The sequence below is a fragment of the Pseudomonas sp. ICMP 561 genome, assembly GCF_002699985.1.
Classification (GTDB): Bacteria; Pseudomonadota; Gammaproteobacteria; order Pseudomonadales; family Pseudomonadaceae; genus Aquipseudomonas; species Aquipseudomonas quasicaspiana.
This window is the reverse complement of sequence record NZ_LKBT01000009.1, coordinates 113,499-133,655: the sequence shown is the minus strand read 5'-3', so window position 1 is coordinate 133,655 and position 20,157 is coordinate 113,499. Positions and strand designations below refer to the sequence as shown.

General features: G+C 49.7%; 22 protein-coding genes and 1 pseudogene. 1 reads left to right on the top strand and 22 read right to left on the bottom strand.

The window, feature by feature from the left end:
• Position 1 precedes the first annotated feature (1 nt).
• From AO242_RS08920 to AO242_RS08825, 18 genes and pseudogenes are all read right to left on the bottom strand, one after another.
• The gene (locus tag AO242_RS08920) at positions 2-853 is read right to left on the bottom strand and encodes a CAP domain-containing protein (protein ID WP_099268432.1); all 852 of its coding nucleotides are present in this window, start codon (positions 851-853) and stop codon (positions 2-4) included.
• A gap of 102 nt (positions 854-955) precedes the next feature.
• On the bottom strand, positions 956-1,774 hold the full coding sequence (locus tag AO242_RS08915) for a hypothetical protein (protein ID WP_099268431.1): 819 nt from the start codon (positions 1,772-1,774) through the stop codon (positions 956-958).
• Positions 1,774-2,889: an RDD family protein gene (locus AO242_RS08910; protein ID WP_099268430.1), complete on the bottom strand. Its 1,116-nt coding sequence runs from the start codon at positions 2,887-2,889 to the stop codon at positions 1,774-1,776. Before AO242_RS08910 ends, AO242_RS08915 begins: the two co-directional genes overlap by 1 nt.
• Positions 2,890-3,110: 221 nt before the next feature.
• Complete coding sequence (locus AO242_RS08900; RefSeq protein WP_099268428.1) at positions 3,111-3,599, bottom strand: DUF6985 domain-containing protein; 489 nt, start codon at positions 3,597-3,599, stop codon at positions 3,111-3,113.
• 354 nt (positions 3,600-3,953) lie between these two features.
• Positions 3,954-4,394, bottom strand: a complete 441-nt coding sequence (locus AO242_RS08895; protein ID WP_099268427.1) for a hypothetical protein — start codon at positions 4,392-4,394, stop codon at positions 3,954-3,956.
• A gap of 94 nt (positions 4,395-4,488) precedes the next feature.
• Positions 4,489-5,274, bottom strand: coding sequence for a hypothetical protein (locus tag AO242_RS08890; protein WP_099268426.1), 786 nt, complete (start codon positions 5,272-5,274; stop codon positions 4,489-4,491).
• A 79-nt stretch (positions 5,275-5,353) separates the two neighbouring features.
• A complete protein-coding gene (locus AO242_RS08885) occupies positions 5,354-5,872 on the bottom strand; it encodes a hypothetical protein (RefSeq protein ID WP_141562197.1) in 519 nt (172 codons plus the stop codon).
• A gap of 260 nt (positions 5,873-6,132) precedes the next feature.
• A complete protein-coding gene (locus tag AO242_RS08880) occupies positions 6,133-6,801 on the bottom strand; it encodes a hypothetical protein (protein WP_099268424.1) in 669 nt (222 codons plus the stop codon).
• Positions 6,802-7,059: 258 nt separating this feature from the next.
• Positions 7,060-7,455, bottom strand: coding sequence for an SMI1/KNR4 family protein (locus tag AO242_RS08875; RefSeq protein WP_099268423.1), 396 nt, complete (start codon positions 7,453-7,455; stop codon positions 7,060-7,062).
• Positions 7,456-7,670: 215 nt separating this feature from the next.
• Positions 7,671-8,123, bottom strand: a complete 453-nt coding sequence (locus AO242_RS08870; RefSeq protein WP_176560591.1) for a hypothetical protein — start codon at positions 8,121-8,123, stop codon at positions 7,671-7,673.
• Between the two features lie 90 nt (positions 8,124-8,213).
• Positions 8,214-8,483, bottom strand: coding sequence for a hypothetical protein (locus AO242_RS08865; RefSeq protein WP_099268421.1), 270 nt, complete (start codon positions 8,481-8,483; stop codon positions 8,214-8,216).
• Between the two features lie 393 nt (positions 8,484-8,876).
• A complete protein-coding gene (locus AO242_RS08860; RefSeq protein WP_027898009.1) occupies positions 8,877-9,419 on the bottom strand; it encodes a hypothetical protein in 543 nt (180 codons plus the stop codon).
• A 391-nt stretch (positions 9,420-9,810) separates the two neighbouring features.
• Positions 9,811-10,515, bottom strand: coding sequence for a hypothetical protein (locus tag AO242_RS08855; protein WP_099268420.1), 705 nt, complete (start codon positions 10,513-10,515; stop codon positions 9,811-9,813).
• 278 nt (positions 10,516-10,793) lie between these two features.
• Positions 10,794-11,486 (bottom strand): hypothetical protein, encoded by a 693-nt coding sequence (locus AO242_RS29650; protein ID WP_257153401.1) that lies wholly within the window; start codon positions 11,484-11,486, stop codon positions 10,794-10,796.
• A 31-nt stretch (positions 11,487-11,517) separates the two neighbouring features.
• Positions 11,518-11,880: a hypothetical protein gene (locus tag AO242_RS08845; RefSeq protein WP_141562196.1), complete on the bottom strand. Its 363-nt coding sequence runs from the start codon at positions 11,878-11,880 to the stop codon at positions 11,518-11,520.
• A 523-nt stretch (positions 11,881-12,403) separates the two neighbouring features.
• A complete protein-coding gene (locus AO242_RS08840; protein WP_099268419.1) occupies positions 12,404-12,949 on the bottom strand; it encodes a DUF6990 domain-containing protein in 546 nt (181 codons plus the stop codon).
• Between the two features lie 407 nt (positions 12,950-13,356).
• Positions 13,357-13,761, bottom strand: coding sequence for a hypothetical protein (locus tag AO242_RS08835; RefSeq protein WP_099268446.1), 405 nt, complete (start codon positions 13,759-13,761; stop codon positions 13,357-13,359).
• A gap of 632 nt (positions 13,762-14,393) precedes the next feature.
• Positions 14,394-14,783, bottom strand: a pseudogene (locus AO242_RS08825) (hypothetical protein); the annotation flags it as partial.
• A gap of 159 nt (positions 14,784-14,942) precedes the next feature.
• Between AO242_RS08825 and AO242_RS29385 the strand changes: the two are divergent.
• Positions 14,943-15,119: a hypothetical protein gene (locus AO242_RS29385; protein ID WP_176560590.1), complete on the top strand. Its 177-nt coding sequence runs from the start codon at positions 14,943-14,945 to the stop codon at positions 15,117-15,119.
• On the opposite strand, the gene AO242_RS08820 is transcribed toward AO242_RS29385, so the two are convergent.
• The 4 genes from AO242_RS08820 to AO242_RS29540 all read right to left on the bottom strand — a co-directional run bounded on the left by AO242_RS08820 (position 15,116) and on the right by AO242_RS29540 (position 20,155).
• Positions 15,116-15,697, bottom strand: coding sequence for a hypothetical protein (locus AO242_RS08820; RefSeq protein ID WP_099268417.1), 582 nt, complete (start codon positions 15,695-15,697; stop codon positions 15,116-15,118). The genes AO242_RS29385 and AO242_RS08820 overlap by 4 nt on opposite strands.
• A 142-nt stretch (positions 15,698-15,839) precedes the next feature.
• Positions 15,840-16,289, bottom strand: a complete 450-nt coding sequence (locus AO242_RS08815) for an SMI1/KNR4 family protein (RefSeq protein ID WP_099268445.1) — start codon at positions 16,287-16,289, stop codon at positions 15,840-15,842.
• 801 nt (positions 16,290-17,090) lie between these two features.
• Positions 17,091-17,582 (bottom strand): hypothetical protein, encoded by a 492-nt coding sequence (locus AO242_RS08805; RefSeq protein ID WP_099268416.1) that lies wholly within the window; start codon positions 17,580-17,582, stop codon positions 17,091-17,093.
• Entirely contained in the window at positions 17,582-20,155 is a 2,574-nt protein-coding gene (locus tag AO242_RS29540; protein ID WP_257153403.1) for a hemagglutinin repeat-containing protein, read from the bottom strand. Before AO242_RS29540 ends, AO242_RS08805 begins: the two co-directional genes overlap by 1 nt.
• Positions 20,156-20,157: the final 2 nt, after the last annotated feature.

The following is a 20,157-nucleotide window of genomic DNA, read 5'->3' as shown; positions in this document are numbered from 1 at the left end:
ATCAAGGCGCACCAAACAGCATGGTCCAATACACCCCGGCCTGGCTGTTCGGGTTAGTGGCATACGCCGCGCCAACCTCGGTGAACATCGGGTTCATCAGGTTGGCACAGTGGCCGGGGCTGGCGAGCCAGCCTTGCATGGCCTTGTCGGCCGCCCCTTGACCGCTGGCGATGTTTTCACCCACCTGACGCCCGTTGTAGCCCGCTGCTCGGGCGCGGTCTTTGGCGACATCGCCATTGGGGTCTTGATGGGAGAAGTAACCGCCGCTGGCCATCGACTGGCTGTGCCGTAGGGCGGCATTTTCCAACGTGGCATTCCATGTCAGAGGCCGCGCAGCAGCGTAGGGTTGGCGACCGCACATGCGTGGCTTGGCACGTGCTGCGTTGACCTGAGCCAACAGGGTTTTGCCCGCCGATTGTTGATCGCCCAGATGACCATCGAGCAACGGCTTGGCCAATACCAGTCGCCACTCCCGACCTGATTGAGTGATGCCGATGTCGGCGTATTGGTTATCCAGCAAAGCGCCACAGTAACGACTCTGCAGCATGGCAAACGCGCCCTTGGCATCCTGCGCGCCGACCAACCGAATGCTGCGAACCGCTACGGCCCGATAACCGGAGGCCTTCAAGGTGTTGCGCATGTCGCCCGCAAAACCGATGGGCAGCGCCAGATCCTGCCTCAACTCCAGCGGCGATAATCCACGCACCGCCCGCCCCTCGCAACGTGAAGGCTGTGCGCGATAGTCGTTGATGGCAGAGACCAGCTGACGCTCCTCGCTGGCATGAGCGTGGCTGGCAAGCAGTGGGAGCAAGGCGATGAAGCAGAGCGAGGTGAAGCGAGAAATCAGGCGCATGGGACGGGCTGCTCTGATGATCGAAATCGGCGCTGATCTGACTGGGGAATTGGGAACAAGTTTCACACCGCCAAACCATGAGCGTGCGACGGTTCGCAGTGCTCAATCAGCGGGACGCTCTGCCTCCACAGCCTCCTGACGGCCTGTTGCCCCTCGCCGCAATATGAACCTTGAATAGAGTGCGTCATAACCCGTGAATAGCAGACCGGATGCGCATCCAAACCAAACAAACGTCAGCATTCTCGGACCGAGCTGATCCACCAGATAATTCATGTACTGTCCGGTCGGAAGGGGCAGCAAGCCGGGTGCACCGAAGAGCAGCCAGATCAAAAACCCACTGACAGTCCCACCCACGATATAACGCAAGCGATGGGTAAGAAGGCGATCGGTCAGCCACAGAACGGGCCAGCCAACGAGCATGGCAATGCCAGCACCCACCAGAAAGCTGAAGATCAAAGAGGGCACTATTTCAGAGGGAGAGGCAAACGCCCACGTGGCAACCACGGCCAACGAGCTGCCTCCGCATAATGGAATGCCAAACACGTAAGCCTTGCCCATCTGCGGCACCGGACTGCGCGCCGCGTATCTCACCAGATATCTCTCAAAGGCGGTATAGAGCAGGCCGAGTACCACGCCAATCGCTATGGCAGCTATCCATAATCGTGGTTTGAATCCGCTGTAAAGAACGTAGATGAATAAGATCTGCAACACGCTACTAAGCACATGGCGAGCTTTGAAGCCGGGGAAACACCGATCCCCTATCAACAGGAATGGAATGCCCACAAGCATTGAGCCGATGAACCCCAACAGCATGCCGACGATGACAAGATGCAGCCCACTGATAAAGGGCATGAAGAGCCCAAAACTTAGCGCCCCGCCAAGAGGCACGGCCAGGATTCTGAATGCGCTGAGTATTTTCATCAGATATCGGGGCCTGATTTGTCACCCTTTTCGCTGATCAGATATTGATCGAGAGCGATATTCTTCTGCCCTAAAAACTCATTCAAAAATTCCGCGTCCACCGCATGCAGAAGCGTAACCACATCACAAATCTTCCAGTAATAGTCATCCGGATGATCAATGATGCTCGCCAGATGAGCCCTCAATGCAGGCAGATACTCAGTCATCCCATGCTCTTTGACCAGCCAGAACATACCGGCTATTTGAAAGGGTTGAGTGTTGGACAGCGCGATGATTTTTGAAATCAGAGGATAGACATCCTTCCTGGCTTGCTCCCCATTCCCCTCGTCAGACTGAATCGCCCAATACCGGGTTAACGCAGCGAGGTTATGTTTTTGCGTGTTATCAAACCCATGAAGGTGGTGATCAATGAAGCCACCCTTCAGCTCGCCGATAAAAACCGCGAGATGCTGCAACGCATATTGAAAGCCCCAATTGACGAGCAGTTTCGCAGCCTCGTATCGGACGCTCTCATCCGCGCTGTTCAATAGCGCATTGACCTTTTCAATGCGTTCTTTCGGGATGTCCTCCAGGTCAAGATCCGTGGCATCCACGGCGTAATCAGCACTGGCTGGCACACCATGCAAGGTCTGATATACCTCGCTGCTCGTGTCTATGCGCCTGGTTGGGGGCGTTGCCTTGGCTGGCGCATTATTACCAACCGGTATCTGGTTTACGACGATGGTGGACGCGGCCATGTCGCCGATCCGCTTTTGCGAATCAAAGAATATGAACACCCAATCGATGAACAGTAAAAACAGCTTCATCAGGTTGCGCACGAAAGATTGAAGATAGCTACACGGGACGAGGTTCTGTTCGTCCATTACGACGATTTTCATCACCTTTTTTCCGACACTTTGGCCGTTCCATATGGCATCGGCAAAAAGAAGATATGCATAGGCCAGCGGCGCCAGGATAACGCCCAAAGCATGCGAGATAAGCAAGAGCGGTAAGGCGCATACAGCAACGATCAGGCTCGCGGCGAGTACGTCGATAATCTGCGCGACAAGTCGACGCCAAGGGCTGGCTAAGACATACGTCGTTGCGCCATGGGTGAATTGGCGGGGTTTCTGCATCACCTCTTGCCTTGATCATGATTGGCCGCAAGTGACCTGACCTTCCGTATCCGCCCGGCCTGACTCACGATACTTTTCGCGTGCGGCTTTCCCGTATTAATACCAGACTCAGGAAACATGAATACTCTCCTCCATGGGAAATACATAACAATCCCTGCGGGCAAAATAGAGTCCAGAAACACGGGATATATCCTTGAGTAAAAAATATTTGTCGACGAGCTTTAACCGAGCAAAAAATCCTGGACGTCCACAGTGCTCACTAAGCTATTAGTCACCAAAACACCGATACCCAATTCGGGGTCGAACGTAGCGTCAAATACAAAACCGATGTCGCGCTCGTCGCCTTCAAAATTGAACATCACCTTGAAGCACCTCAGCACAAGCAAATCCCGCAGACCACTGAGTGTCTCGACTTTTGGAGCTTTAACGTTCACCTCGTCGGGACTGAAACACTCGCGATAGCGCTCGATATTTTCGGTGTAGAACGCAAACAGCGCCTGCTCCACCCTCTGGCAGATGAGCTCTTTATTTGACTCAAACTCCCTGAAAGCAGCCCTCTGGACCGGTGAGATCGGATCATCATCGAACGTCTGAACAACCAGTTCTACGTTGAATGCCTCGGCAAAGAATAAAACCTCGCACTGGCCTGTCCAGATTTCGTCACTGCTCAGACAAAGCTCGCCAAAATCGGGATCTGAGATCGTGTTCATTTTTGTTCCCTTCCGATATCTGAAAAACCTGACCCTCTTTTATGAGAGACCGCCCTGCGTTCCTGATACCGCGCTGTCGCGAAGCAATTGGACCGCCATCGCTGCCTCGCGGTGCTCGTGAGCGCCTATCAAACATCACTCCAATAATGGATTTGAAACGCAGAGCTTGTAGGAGCTAACTTGTTGGCGAAGCGGAATTTCTGACGATGCGGGTCCGACGTCTCGCCAACAAGTTGGCTCCTACAGGGTCATCCGTTTGCTTAGCGACAGCGCGGTGTCAGGGACACAGGGGCGAGCTCCTACAAAAGATGTATTTCAATTCAGTAATTTATATTTTTGGTAGCAGATAACGCGTTACGAGCTAGTCGGCCAAGCCACCTCATCGGAGTTGATCCACTCAATCCGCTCAGACTTCTCAAGTGGATTAGCAAAGAAATCCTCCACCGCTTGCCACGCTGTCTCAGGCTTCAAAAACGAACCCACTGGCGCGAACTGATCATCCCCAACATCCTCAACCTGATTAATGGTTTCAAGATTGGCTACGGAGTAGTACTCATGGCCTTGCCTTACTCCGCCACTCCTGATGTTGTATCTGACGGAAATTCCGAAGGGCTCACTTTCAAGCACCGTTAAATCCGCAGTGTCACCGGAATCACTCGTGTAGGTGAACACGCCGTCGCCACCGCCCCTACGCCATAATGAAGGCTGATAATTTAGAAAGAAGTCAGCGTAGCTACGCAAATCCGGGGCAGTATCGACTTCGCAGTCCAGGAAATAGCATTCAAAACTCGACATTTATGCTCCTTGTCAAGGTCGATGCATTAAAAACGGATTGAGTTATTACCTAATTCCCCCCCCCCAAAAAACCTATATGTTGAAGAACCGACTTTTACAGCAAAAAATCCGGGCGTGACACCTTTGGCATATCGTCGTAAGCCTTTAAGACAGTTTGCAAGGGGGTCAGTGTTTGATCGTAGTGCCAGTGAACGATTTTCAACCACGTAGCGGCACGAATATATTGCCCGCCTCCTAACCATGTTTCTTGTAGGTTCGCTTGAAGCATTTTCTTGCCTGCCTTCAGTAAATCATCTTCATCAAACTGCTGAGTGGCTGTCCGGTGAAGACATAACGCATAGCCGAAGTCCCTGGGTTTCAACGCTTTTGATAGCGAGACCTCTGTCTTACCCGTCCAACGCTGATACATCTCGATGCCCACCTCAAAGCCATCGTCATGCTCCCCGCCTTGGTAGGCAAAAGCCATGTAGTCGTCCAAACCACTTTTAACAATCTCGTGCGCGGACCATGGCCGAGGCTCATAACGCCAGCGCGCTTCCTCATACACACGTGCCAGGTCCCACTCGCCTTCAGAATCCCAGACCGTGTCCATCCATTCACTCAAAGCTTTAGCCCAGTGTAACGTCGTCCTGTGAGCATTGATGTCTGGCCCAAACTCCTCGTCGATTCTTATGGTCTTATTTATCCATTGCAGAGAGCGGGGAAGTACGGACTGTATCTCGTGATCCAGCCCCACTAGCCATGCCTTGATGACAGTTCCAATCTCACTGGCAGCAACGTTAACCATCGGGCGATTTTCGTCGTACTGGGTACCGAGGTAAAACTTGAGCATTTCATTGTCAAAACCGTTCAGTCTCGACTTGTAGGAGTCGAACAGCATTCTTAATTCCTCAGCATGGGGTATGCCCGCAGAATCTGACCTGCGTTGAGTTTTTTGCAGCGCCAGGTGCGTCAGGCTCTTACGCCTGTACCGACACGGTGTAAGAAACATCTCCCGAGTCGCGCCAAACTCCATTCGCAAAGCTTGCCGGCCGTTGTGGATAACAAACCAACAGCCCTTCGACGAACTGACAAAACGACAAGTCGAGTCGCGTTATCCAGCGCAGACTGTCGATTTCCAGCAATCGCCAGTTGTCTCCGCTGTCGAAACCGAAAGCAGTCCCGGTGCTATCCCATCCGAATAGCCACACCTTGCCCTTGGCGCCCGGTTCATAAGGCCCGTCTCTGTTAAACCCATCATCGCCAAAGTAGTCTGCCGCAGGACGCAATGTGGATTGGATGGTCAAAAGTGGTAACGCGCAGTCGTCCTCCTTTATCTCACCATGCCCCCGCTCCAGCATAAAAGAAAAGTACTCATCGGGAGCCGCTGGCCATTGCTGTTGCATCACACTCACGTCACCAGACGAGACGGGCGTCAGCCGCTCCAATAGCGCGCATGCGAGTGCATTGAAGGCTTCTAAATTTTCGTACATGGTCATGGTCGCCTCGGAGGGGGGCTGTTGGACTTGCTGAGGTATGAGCGCCACCTTGTGAAGCACTTCCAACAGGCATCAACAGCAAGGCGTTTACGGACCTTTTCAACTGTAGAGTAGCCCGACTCGGAATATTTCATTAATACAAATCTAAAACGCCAAGATCCGTCCTCAGTTTTGCCGCGTCATCAGAAGTCAGCTCTCCTAGCTAGCCACCCCGAAAATCGTGGTCTGATTCCGTTTTTCGACTCCTTGATCACTCTGAATCACCCAACCAAAATTTCTCTTAATCGCTCTCCAGCAGTTGTTATCCCGCTAGTAGACAGGGGCGTATAACTAAGTACGATCAACACGCCCCCACCTAATTCCGAAACTTCTTCAACGTGCCCATTTAGACAGTTAATAATCTCTTGAGGGCTTTTCCCAAATGCGCGAAGGCATAACTCCTCATCAAAATAATTAGCCGCATTTATACGAAAAACACCATCTCTCCCGTTAACATCCTTTTTTGTAGCGTCGCAGGCAGCTACCACTGCCGGCCAGTCGCTTCTAGTAATAGACCAATCATGCAGCGCAGCTCTATAGGCACCAAAAGCATCTGTGTACGCAGGAAAAATCCTTTTCAACAAGTCGGAATAATCAACTTTAGCATTCGAAAATTCAATGTATAGGGAGTCATCAAATTGAGCATCGTCGTCTAAATATTTCTCACTTCTAAAAGAATATGCAATTCGGCCTTTTATTCCATTTGGAAGCAACTTATTTAAAGAAAAAGAAAAAACAAGCTCACCTTCGATATCGGGAACTTCTACGGCACCTGCCAAATCCCATGGCTTACCTAACCGAGACAACTTTTCTACAAATTTTTTGTGCCGCTCTTCAATAGGCTCTGAAAATTTTGGCCTATGACGAAATTCAAGCTTATAATTAGTCATTTGGGGGAAACCCTTATAGTAATGCTTACTGATATCCTGTTCAATAAAAATACTAGCTTCTCTTTCAGCCGCTTTTTATTTGAAAACTCACAAACACTATAACAACAAGGAGAATTGGGCCAGACTATAATTAAGCCGATAAAAAACTCCATGTCTGCTTATTTGGCTAACCACGGATGACTCTCTCACACCAAAAATCGTGGTCAGCCCCGTTTCTCTACAACCTTAAAAGCCCCGGCAAAAATTGACGACAAGACACTAGCTTAAAAGTCTATACATAAACGAGGAAAAATCATCACAACACTTTCGAAGGCTCATATCAGACGAGTCAACCTCCACGACTGCCCAAGCATTATTTCTATCGAAACCGACGTTATACCCCTGCATATCGTCTCCAAAAAACGCGATACTTTTAAATAGATCAGCATTCGCCGAGTCAAAAATATCGTCGGATTTTAGAAAACCATTATAAAGCATAAAGCTTACAGTTCTTATTTCACCTACCCCATACCTCCTCATAAAATCTATATAATCCTTGGGCACTTTTCTGTTCGATTCAATCAAGGCTTTTAAAGTCGGTTCCTCTATCACACTAAGATCATCAAAAAAATGATCATTTTTCTTTTGGCGTAAAAAAAGTTCAAGATTTTCCATTATGACCACTCAATTTTTTATCTGAGAAAACTTATCACGCTCCGCCTCCAGCACGATGTATCCGGCCTTGGTGTTGATCTGAGATATAGCGGGATATATCTTCTGACACTCATTAGGCCCGCCAAAGCGACTTTCAACAACATAGCAAAAAATTGTAGTCTGACATCGCTCTTCGTAAGAAATGCGATCAAGGAATTATATAATTCATATACCCTCTATTCCCCTACCAGTTTTTTCTCGATCTCTTGCTTCAAGAATCGCGGAACAGAAGTATCCACATAGCGCCGAGCCATTTCGAATGGGTCAACAACTTGGGTAGACACGCCTTCAAAGGAAAAGTCGCCGACTACATACTTAGCAAATGATGGTGAAGATGGATCTTTATCAACCAACCAGAGGCCGTCGTAGAGACACACTAGGTACTCGCCAATGTAATACCCTATTCGAGTGATGAGCCAAACCCGATTTTCTTCACTGACAACAGTGTTCATAAAGCCACGGTCCAGCAATGATAGAAACCTCTCAGGCCGGTTCAGCACCTCGTGTGGCTGATCAAACCCTAAAGTCTTACAAAACTCATGAAGTACCGGCATGCGTTCCGCTTTGAATGAATCAAATCCAGCAACACGTCTTGCCAGTAAACTCTCCAGTGTTTCCCCAGCATTCACCATTACGCACCTCAAATCACTTGTGAGTCATTCAATTTTTTAGCATTCTCGAAAGCTTTCTTGAAAAAATCATGGTCTGACACCTTTGTTTCATTTTGAATCATTAGTTAAACCACACGCCCCGAAGAAAAACGGCAGTGACATTTTCTGCTCACTATCCGCGCCTGAAGATAAGACATGCCCTAAAGTAGCAGTTCCGCGCTCGAAGTCCAATACGACATCGAAACAGTTGAATTCCAAACCTTTTATAACAAACTGTACACCTGCCTTTGTACATGCTCTCACAGCAACCGCAAGTACCTCTCGGACAGAATCGTTGAGCTCCAGTTCTAAAAACTCATCGAGCAAGTCATTAGTCATAGCACAACCTCATTTGGGTAATACGGTATATGATGCCTTCTCTAAAATTCACCTTCAGAACGCTGGCTTACCTTCCGAAATATTCAAGCTGTTAAGAGTCACCTGACCGTGAAGACCCGTAGTACTCGCCTAACCACCTAAGGAATCGTTAGCATTCGTCGCCATCCTAATTAGATCCGTGAGTTCCAATTATCTAATAGCTCGAAAAGGCTTGGTCTGAGTCCGCTTTACGTGACCCCGCCCTTGCCAAACTGCGGCTTAGATGATCAGCAACAATCTCCCTCGACACTCGCCTCGTAATAGGGGTCAGATTACAATTACGGGTTCTGTTTATAGCGCAAGACGACGTTTTTCCCTGCTGCTGCATATTTTTGCACCGTTAGCACCGCTCCATCAGAAGCCAATTAGCATCTGATAGAACGGTCGATATAGTTCACCACCAGCCTCGATTACACAGGCCTCTACACAGGACTTCCTCCTGTGTTCGTCACCCGCCAATTCTTCATCATGCAGACACCGCCCCAAAAAGCACGCAGCAGGAAGCAAAGCCGCCAATAAGCTTTCTCCGTTCTTCGCACACCTCCAAAGCATATGCTTCGGCACAGCGGTGAAGCCCTCGACGCCAACCTCGCCAGAAACCATATCAACTACCAGCAAATCGGCTTCGACTTTGCCTATTACCCAATTGGAGTTTTTCTTCTGCGGCTCTAACCCGAATCTCAACATTCCGATTTCAACATTAGATGGATCATACCTTTCGAAAAGCTCGCCAAGCTGACCCGGTAGCCCCAGATCGTTCAAACGTTCCTCGCGCTCAAGGATGAAGAAGGATCGCCGAAACTGGTCAACGTCATCTGGTAAAAGCCCTAGTTTGGCCAAATCAGCAATATCGGGTACGCAGCCCTCCAGTCCTTTCTTGAATTCACTAATGTTCATACAGTCGCCTCACTGGTTTGGATGCAAAGCTTTGGACCATTTCTGATGAGGAGAATCGGCGGCAGACCACCATTAAATACATCACGACAGGTGATCAGGGCGCCTTTAGGGGCCAGGCGGTTGTTGGCATAGGGGCGTGTTCAGAGCTAGCGATAACTATTAATTAAGCTGAATCCACCTGCTTAGTATCCGCACCTGTTACGCACATGGGACTCGACGTTGCGGGAGAACATCGGATAATCACAAAAATAAAGGCCGCATTATTAAAGAGCTTGTTATTTAGCCGTAATCTGTTCCCGACGCAATGCGACTTCAATTCTTTTTATCGTGGTCTGACCCCGTTTTTTCACCCGGCTAGTAGCTGCGACCGAAGAACCATAAATCACGACGTTCAACCCTTCAATGCTGGCAAAGACAGCACTTCATCGTACTGTGGCCAGTCTTCCCTTGCGCGTTTGAGCACACCTTGCATCAACTCGTCCAACTCAGGCACTGGCTGCTCGGGCGGCAATTGGTCAAAGGGCGCGGCCATCAGCGGATGATCAATCTGCTGCGGATTGGCTAAACCTTCCCACTGGCGCAGGCGCAGGATATAGAGAATTTCCACCGGCACGCGCTCCAAGTGCGAGTCCTGATTGAAGTCGTAAGAATTCTTCTGACTCTCTTTGCCGGTTTGCCAAGTGTGGCGGTCACACGCGGCCAACAGACAGGGCATCAGGTCGTCGGGGCTGGGAGTGCGCCACTTGATCAACAAGGCTTCGTAGATGGGTTCGTCGTAAGCATAAGCAGGCCATTGATGCGAGACATCGCCCACCCAATCGGCAAACACACGCAGCATAAAGGCCTGGGCGCGGCGGTGCTCCTCTTCATACTCGATGACCAGTTGATGACCACGGTTGAGCGCCGCATGGGTCAAATAGCCTTGGTGGATAACAGCTTCCTTCCAGCCCAGAATCGCCATGGCGGCCATCATGTTGGCACCGGTTTGGATGCTGTAGTTTTGTTGACGTCTGTCATTACCTAAGGCTTTAGCCAAAACGTCAAACTGCCCCGCCCAAAAGAATAATTGCCAAACACCTACTTGGTAGTAGCGCATCCAATGAGCCAATTCTTGCAACCATTGCGGGTTGTCTGGGGCAGTGGCAAGTACCCTATGAAGTCTACCCCGCACCATTCTTTCCGGGGTGGTATCTGTCGCATTGTTTTTATTTGGAACCATCATCGGACCAGTAGGCCTTGCATCCTCCCTGGTGATGTATTCGCGTATCGCGTTGACATAAAACGCGTCCTCAACATGCGGCCCTCTAGCGACGCGAGCACATACGCTCTTGTAGGAGGGCCACCTTGGGTTTACACCCACGCGTTCACATTGATTTATTTTTTGGGCCATGGTTCCACCTTGATTTCTGCTTGACCTGTTTTACCGGGTGCTGGCAAACCGACTTTAACGGTAACGCCTTGGACTTTGACTGCCTCGTTTCGTAGGGCAGATTCCAAGGCTCCAGCCAAGGCAGGATCGGATTCAATTATTGAGGCCTTAGACAACCACCCTCTCAATCTTGTCTCCGGATCCCCATGGGGCGTACCGGCCTTATTCACGCCATTCACCGAAGACTTCGCATCCATCACCAATACGGTAATCGTATCGCCATTGATCGCCACCGCGCAGCCATCACAGCCGTGGTTGCTACTGTTTTGCAGAGGTTCGAAATTGAGGCCGGTTTTTTCGTTAAGGGTTTGAAGGGACAGTTGCTCGCCCAACACCCCATCATTTGTAAGCGAACCGGTCTTCCAATTGGGAAGGTGCGACAGCGGGATACTGTCAAATGTCTGCCCAAACAGGTCTTCAACCGAGCTGAGCTTGGGGGGGCTTATAGCATCAGGGGTAACCTCGCCTGGCCCTTTTGCACCTTCAAAGCTAGCATCATTGGCTGCTGGCGTACCATTACCAACTACTTTTGTTTCACCAGACGGTAGATCGCTCGCAGGCCCCTTGGCACCTGCGAAGCTCGCATCATTAGCCGCTTGCGTGCCGTCACCTACTACTTTCGTTTCACCAGACGGCAAACCGCCCGCAGGCCCTTTTGCACCTATGCCATCAAACCCAGAAAAAATCGGGTTTAATCATGTACTCAACTCCAACTCCAGCAAGAATTTTTCGAACTCTTAATACGTCTACAGCCTGTCCAGAAAAAATCCTAAACAGGCCCTGCTGAAGTAATTTTCTAGACTCTAAAAAATTAGACCCAAACACCTCGGACACAGCCATTATATGTGTTTTATTTTTATAATCACCAGCACAAAATACCTCATATACCTCTTCATCAATCTTAATACCAGACATATTTGTAGTAACTAACGACCAGCCACAAACGGAGCACCTTACCCCTTGAGCGCTATTTTCCTCAAAATTTACCAAGCTACCGCCACATAGCTCGCACACAGCTAATGAAATAGCCACTATGGTTTACCTGGATTAAAAATCTTGAACTCACCTTGATTCGATAAGTCCGGAAAATTTGGATTCGAAGGAGATCTCGGAGCGACTACCATTCTTCCATCGCCGTAGGCCCATACCAAGTTAGTTGGAGCCTTCACCGAAACACCCATTTTATTCGCAAGACTCTGAGCAAACCCGGCATCACAAGCTCCAGTATCACAAGATAACAAACGAATTGGCTGCCCACTATAAGCAGGGTTGTTTTCGATAAGTCGAGAGACTACACGCTGATCCGCCATAATAGTTCCACCGGAAGAGAATAGGGGTCAGACCATTATTAAGCCGATGAAAACTGTATGCCTGCTTATTTGGGCTAAGACGGATGACTCTCTCACACAAAAAACCGCGATCTGACCGAGTTTTTTTCCAGGAGAACATCGGATAATCACAAAAATAAATGCCGGTTTATTAAAGAACTTATTATCTAACCGTAATCTGTTCCCGGCGCAATGCGACTTCAATGCTTTTTATCGTGGTCTGACCTTTATTTATTGGCCTTCAAAAGTGCTCGATCAATCATGGCATCAGTAATGTAAGGTACAAAACCTAGCCTATCTCCCACCTCAAAGATTTTCTTGTAACCGTCCAATCGTTCAACGTCACCTGCTATTGCCAATGCAGCTAAGTGCCGAAGGGGCATCGCGCCTTTACTGTCAGTCGGCAGATTTCTATAGAACATCAGGCCGGACTCAATATTTTGAGAGCGTGCCCAAGATATGGCGCTCTCAGACATCCTGAGAACATCATCACTGGAAAATTTAGGCAACTTCTCCGGAGGCTCATTACTTACTATTATTGGCGAATACCCACTCCCCTCTCCCCGCACAAAAGCAACAGTCTCCGAGAATTCTCTGGTCGAAACCGATGGCATAAGTGACGCCCGAAAATGGTCCGAGCGTTTCCTCACAGATGGAATTATTTGAACTTTAATCTCATCAACATCTATCACGCAAAAATAATCCCCGACTTCATCCTTGCTGCAAACCCAACCCTGCTCCATCAAGGTTGAAACCACATCTTTTTCTTCCATCACTTAGCACCTGGGAAATTCATTATCTCAATAGGGATACCGTTAGGATAACCTTGGTCCTTTAGAGGTACGCCTGGTATCAGGCCGAAACTTTCGGCAACCTGCCCTCTTGGAATTTAAGTCCCATCTTTTATTTAAGGGAAAATTTCTGGCTGACGAATACTCAAGTCCGCGTTCCCTGTCTTAACCTCAATAATTCTCAGGGTTCCATCAGGTGCTTCGGCCACGATATCTGGCCTACAACGACCAGTTCCGCAGGAGCTGCCGAATGATATTTCTTTTTCGCTGACTCTGAACCCTTGAGAAGAAAGTTGATCCTTTATGTCTTCCACCATGTTCAAGTGATGGTCATAGTGATCTTTTATGGTGACTTTCGGAGCTGTTGCAGTGCCTTTTGCACCAGCTTCTTAACTGCCGTTCTGATTCAAAACCTTTATCTCGCGCCAGTAAATGCTTTCTGGCAAAGCCTGACTCTGATTAAATCGGGAGAAAACCTCGATCACATCTTCAATATTAAACCACTCATCTTTCTTTAATTGAACACGCCCTGCACCAAACGATAGCAAGCTTCCATCTTCGAAGTTTGTGCTGGAATTTGAATGATAACCTCTAAACAGAGCTTTGCTTTTTGCGTCATATCTTTCAATAAAGCAAGTGAATCTGCCTCCAGCTACTTGCACATAATTACCGTCGTCATCAGTTATGCATGCGAATGAGCTAGGGCCGTAGCTTTTTAATTTTTTTAACACTCTTACCAGCTGCGCCTGATTAGCGCCAATTATTATGGGACTATTTTCGGCTTCAAGCTTCATATTCATCACCCTCACGACACATAAACTGTTGTAGCGCTTTCGATGACTTCACCTTTTAGTCGTCCCTTTCCTTGCGCCCCAAACTCATTAACAAAATAATCGGTGAATTCTTGATAGCTGGTCTTATTAGCAGTTCCGCTTTTCACCTCAAGGCCGTGCAACTTACCGCTTGCGTCACGGACTACAATGTCATACCTACGATCACCGAGAGGCCCTTTAACAACCATCTCAGTGCCTACAACCTCCATTCAATTTGATTCTAAATGTTTAGTGGAGAATCGGGGGCAGACCACCATTAAATACATCACGACCGGTGATCAGGGCGCCATTGGGGGCAAGGCGGTTATTGGCATGGGGGCGTATTCAGAGTTAGCGATAACTATTAAAAAAGGCTGAAGCCACCTGCTTAGTATCCGCACCTGTTACGAACATGGCACTCGACGCTGCGGGAGAGCATCGGATAATCACAGAAATAAATGCCAAATTATTAAAGAGCTTGTTATCTCACCTTAATTTGATCCAGTCGCAATGCGACTTCAATGCTTTTTATCGTGGTATGACCCCGATTTACTCAGGGTTGGCCAACACATACGCGGTTGCGCCATGGGTGAAGTGGTGAGGCTTCATGATGGCTAGACCGGGCCCGCGCCATTCTCAGTGCTGACAGGTACACGCGTATTGGGCTGAGTCACGTCATAAACATGCTGTTCGCAGCCCTTCCCAACAATCACAAATTCAACCAGATAGGTTTTCTGCTTTTCAGGTTTGAACGTCGAGCGCATGGGACCGCAGTCATACACAACAGAGTCTGGGAAAAGCCCGTTCTCCTGGATGACTCTGGATTCACCAATCACTTCTATGGATTGACCGGGATCTGCCTGTACTTCGAGTTGAGGGAAGCGTTTTACTGCGGCGCTGTTGGCCACCTCGCTCATCTTGGCAATCCAGCCAAAAACCTTGCCACGACCGGAATCGACCACACGCCCCAGAACCTCTGGGCGCTGATCAGGGTCAGCAGAACGGAGGAGAATCGGGGTCAGACCACTATTAAATACATCACGACCGGTGATCAGGGCGCCATGGGGGCCTAGGCGGTGATTGGCATAGGGGCGTATTCAGAACTAGTGATAACTATTAAAAAAACTGAAGCCACCTGATTAGTATCCGCACCTGTTACGCGCATGGAACTCGACGCTGCGGGAGAACAGCGGATGATCGCAAAAATAAATGCCGAATTATTAAAGAGCTTGTTATCTCGCCGTAATCTGTTCCCGACGCAATGCGACTTCAATGCTTTTTATCGTGGTCTGACCCCGATTTACTCCATGACTAAACTGCCGGGGCTTCATGATGGCTAGACCGGGCCCGCGCCATTCTCAGTGCTGACGGGCACACGCGTATTGGGCTGAGTTACGTCATAAACATGCTGTTCGCAGCCCTTTCCAATGATCACAAATTCAACCAGATAGGTTTTCTGCTTTTCAGGTTTGAACGTCGAGCGCATGGGGCCGCAGTCGTACGTAACACTGTCAGGAAAAATCCCGCCGTCCTTAATGACCCTGGACTCACCAATCACTTCTATGGATTGACCGGGATCTGCCTGTACTTCGAGTTGAGGGAAGCGCTTGACTGCTGCGCTGTTGGCTACCTCGCTCATCTTGGCAATCCAGCCAAAAACCTTGCCGCGACCGGAATCGACCACACGCCCCAGAACCTCTGGGCGCTGATCAGGGTCAGCAGAACGGCGCACCGAGAATAAAACCGGATAAGTGAAGCCGGTGGACCTCATGATGATCTTGGCGTGCTCAGCATCCGCGACCACCTGTTTTTGCTGCAGTTGAACGCCGTCTTTGAGCAGCGTGGGTGCGGAGCTTCTGACATTGGATTGGCATCCTGCCAAGGCCGCAACCAACATTAGGAGTGTCACTTTTTTCACTGCTGCCTCTCCGTCAAATACAAAAAATATTTAAATGTACTGAACCAAGGGTGTGGCGATTACGAAAACAATCGTAGTCTGACCCCGTTTTTTTTCACGGTCTGGCCCCGCCAGCCGATAGGTCCAAGGCTCATTAAAAGATTCAGTGAGCAGCACGCCAATCGACAAGCTCTTTAATATATTTAAGCTTCGCTAATATAAACTCAGAGAAGCTCACCGATACGCATGCAAACCCATCATTTTCAGAGCTGATCTCTACGACAGACCAATCGTTTTCGCAGTCAAAGGCATACAACACACCGCTTTGATTCCCTGCAACTACATACATCCCCTTATATTCTTCCACCTCTTTGCCAACTATAGAGGAATACTTAGCTGGCGCTGGGTCTACATAGAAGGCGGCGTCGAGATCACCGGTTCCCAGCTCTGCAAGAAACTCCAGATAGTCACTAGGCACATTATTTTGCTCTGCCTCGTCAACACCCATGAGTATGGCTGCACGGTCAGAAATGGGATGACCGAAGTCTCCTTCATACAGCTCAGCGGATGTGATGGCGTCTATAAGCTGCCGTGCTTCTTCTAAGTTTTTCATCATTATCTACCAAATATTTTTTCTGCTGGACCTTGCGCTCTATGAATGCCGCCCTGGTGTTCGACACCTCGCAAAGCGGGTGTAATGTTCCACCATTCAGCCTTCCCTCCAAATTTATTTTCAATCACATGGTGAGCATCATAACTTCTGACTCTCTCAACGCCTGACCCATCAGTGTAGGTTTCCTTGGGCCAACTTTGTCAGGTATTTGCTTCCCATTCTTTTCGGATACTTGGCAATTTCCTGTCAAAATCAATCCGGTTCAACTCCACCTCTTCTTTGGATAGACGCGTATACGTATTTTGACGTAGGTCGGCCTTCAAGAGGTCCAACTGTTGAGGCGTAAACTGCCGACCTGTCAAATTCTGAATATCAGTGAGATACGCATTGTGGAGAATCGGGGTCAGACTACCATTAAACACATCACGACCGGTGATCAGGGCGCCATGCGCGCCAGACGGTTGTCGGCATAGTGGCGTATTTAGAGCTCGCGATAACTATTAAAAAAAGCTGACGCCACCTGCTTAGTATCCGCACCTGTTAGGAACATAGCACTCGACGCTGCGGGATAACATCGGATAATCACAAAAATAAATTCCGAATTATTAAAGAGCTTGTTATCTCGCCGTATCTATTCCCGGCGCAATGCGACTTCAATGCATTTTATTGTGGTCTGACCCCGATTTACTCCATCAAACATCAAAAACATTCAAATGTACTGAACCAAGGGTGTGGCGATTATGAAAACAATCGTGGTCTGCCCCCAGTTCCCTCAGTCACATAGAAATGGTCAAATAAAAACTAACGCAGCCAGAATGGCGAATCATTAGGACCAAGATTGTCATACTCATGTAATGGCCGAAGTTTTTCGATCATGTAATCAGGCATATCACAAACAATCGTTCTGACAGGCTTGTATACTCCCCAGTCCTCATAGAACCCCTTAGCTGAATCAACGCAATATTCAAAGCCGTCGAAATACTTACTGAATACTTCCGCATAATTTAAGCATGTCGTATCTAAGCAACTATTACTTGAAACCCACCCCAAACTCTCCAACTCAATAATGCAGTTAGAAATGCCAGACAAGCACTCTTTGGACTTCAACATAAAAATCGTCGCCCCCTTTAAATCCTCAAGGCGCAAATAGCGACGAAACAGTCGATCTAATATAATAAGATCACTTCCTGATAGCTCAGTTTTTTCTCTAACCACAGAAAAAAAGCAAACCATATCCGAAGCCATGCCAAGCTCAAAAATTGAGCTACCACCTTGAAAACCTACACTCTTCATCAGTTCCTCTTAAATTCAATGGCTTCTGGCTTGATTGCTCCATTCGACTTCTGAACAATACCTTTAATTATATTTCTTTCTTGGTCTACAGTTATCATCTGGCCACGCACATCAATAACGACTTGCTGCTGCATTCCCTTCGGTAAATTTTCAGCTCGCTGGATGGCTTGTTTGGAAACATTATTAATCAACCCGCTTTGATTTTTTGCAATGTTGTAGTTCTTCACTTCAACGCTGCATACGTCACCTACACACCAGTCTGGACGAACACTGCCGGATGTTCCGTAACGTGCCTCTTTTCCATTTTTGTAACTAACTTGTGGGCGAGCACCTTGACCAATGTCAGTTCCAACATCTACCTCGGATTGCTTGTGCGATGGCCGGACAACAGCAACATCACTTACCTCAGCACCTGCGCCCTTTGTCTCTCTCTCCCCCACAACCCCAATAATCCTACCACCCGCCTTGCCGATGCCGCCAATAGCAGTTTGCACTGCAGTGTCGACCACAAACTTCGCGCCAATGAGCTCAGTGCTGCCATCGAACACCGCGCCCTTTACCTTGTTCGCGTAGTCCTCTTTAGCCAGCGCGTCGATACGTACGACGTCAGCCTCAGTCAGAGGGGTGAAGAAAGAAACCAGCTTGATGGCGGCTTGATCTTTTAACTCATCAACTTGGTCCCCGACGACTTGCTTGGCCGCATAGCTGGCTGCGGTGCTGATGATGAATTTCATCGGCCCCATCACGACCTGCGCCATCGCTATCGCTGTTTCAATCTGCGTGACCGGTATCGTTTGCGAAAACTCGGCAGCATCCTCCATGAGGATATTAAATTCCTCAGGATTGACCGGGCTGGCTGGCAGCTCCTGCGTGCGGCCTGGGCCGGAGGTGGCCGAAGGTGTAACGCTATTATTTTCAACCCGCTGTATGCATTTCTCGCCGCAGTTCTCAAGCGCAGCCGCCGACTTGGCCATGTTGTCCAGCGCAGTGAATACGCCGTCAAGGGCTCCAAAAGCCATGCCGCCAGCCACGAGTTTCTTACCGAATGCGAGAGACTGCTCTACACCCAGCAGCTGTTTAGCTTCGGCAGAAATGTCTTCGTTCGTCAGCGTAGAGGCACGAATTCCATTCACGCCGTCGGCGAGAACTCGCCCCTGACGCGTTCCGTATTGTTGGGCGTCGCCGATCCAGCCATTTACCGTTTCAACCGGACTCAGCACTGCATCGGTAGAGGACTTGGTCACATACAAATCAGTGCGATTCTCTTCGTCCCGCGTAATCTCGGACGCCTTGCTCACATCCCGATTCAGGCCAGCAGTCGAGTCCTTGCCAGTAACGGCGTCCTGACGGACGACGATATCACCGGCGCCAATCGTGCCCCGGACCATTTGTTGACGGTCTTTTTCGTAGTTGTAGCCTTCTACGCTCCAGCCATTCGCGCCTGAATTACCTTTGCTCACCTGGCTGGAGTCTTGCTGTGGCTGGCCTCCTTCGAGGCCGTAGCTGCCGCCCACATTGAGGTAGTAGGAGCGCTCTTTGTCCTGACCGGCGATGTCACTGAAGCCCAATGTGCCGGTATCCAGTTTCAGGTTGCCGGTGTTGGACGCGATGAGTGCGCCGTCGAGCTGGGTATGCTCACCTGTTTTGATGTCGAGTTTGTCTTGCGCAGTGATCGAGGTTTGATTACCAACCCAGTTGGTTTTGCCGTCGGTTTTGCCGTAGCCGACAGAGCCGCTGACAGACGCGCCGTAGCCGACAACGACAGTGGCGCTGACGTCAAACTGCTTGCCGCTGGCCTTCCCGGTGTCGGGAACTGACGAGACGCTGAGGTTGCGACCCACGTTGCCAGTCACGTCTTTACCGCTTAGCTGAGCGCCAGCGATTGTCGTGTCTCGGCCACTTTCAAACCCGAGCTGATTGCCCGCGAGAAGATAAGCCCCCTGTTGCTGTTTGCCCTCGCGATCCAGTTCGCCTCGACCAATGTTTACGCTGGCATAGAAACCGATCCCGCTCGGGCCAACGGCGATACCGCCCTCAGCGCCGCCGCTGTGGCGGTCATCCTGGCTGGAGGACTCATTCTGGGCGGCACGAATCGTGAGGTCGTTGGCGGCCTTGAGGTAAAAGTTTCTGACTGCAGCGGCCTGAGTTCCGATCAGTGCGAGGTCGCGACGGGCTTCAAGATTAATGTCACGGCCAGCCTTGAGTTGCGAAGCCTGGGACGTGCCCTGCATGCCTTCCTGCGTTGCAATACCGGTGCTGCCGCCGATGCCGATCTTGAAGCCGCCAGTGGTGCCGCCTTTGAGCCCACCTTTGCTTTGGGTCTGTTCACCCTCGCTGTCCTGGCTGCCTTTGGCGACGTCGAAGGTGACGTCCCGACCCTGGACGTTGATGTCACGGCCTGCCTGGAAATTACTGCCACGGACAGTGACGTCATTGCCAGCAAGCACGCTGATGTCGTTGCCCGCGACCATTGTTGAGCCGCGGTTACTGTTAATAACCTGGCTTACCGACTGACTCTGGCTGGAGTTGCCAATGCTGCCGTCAGCGGTCGGGCCGGAGAAGAACTGGTTCACAC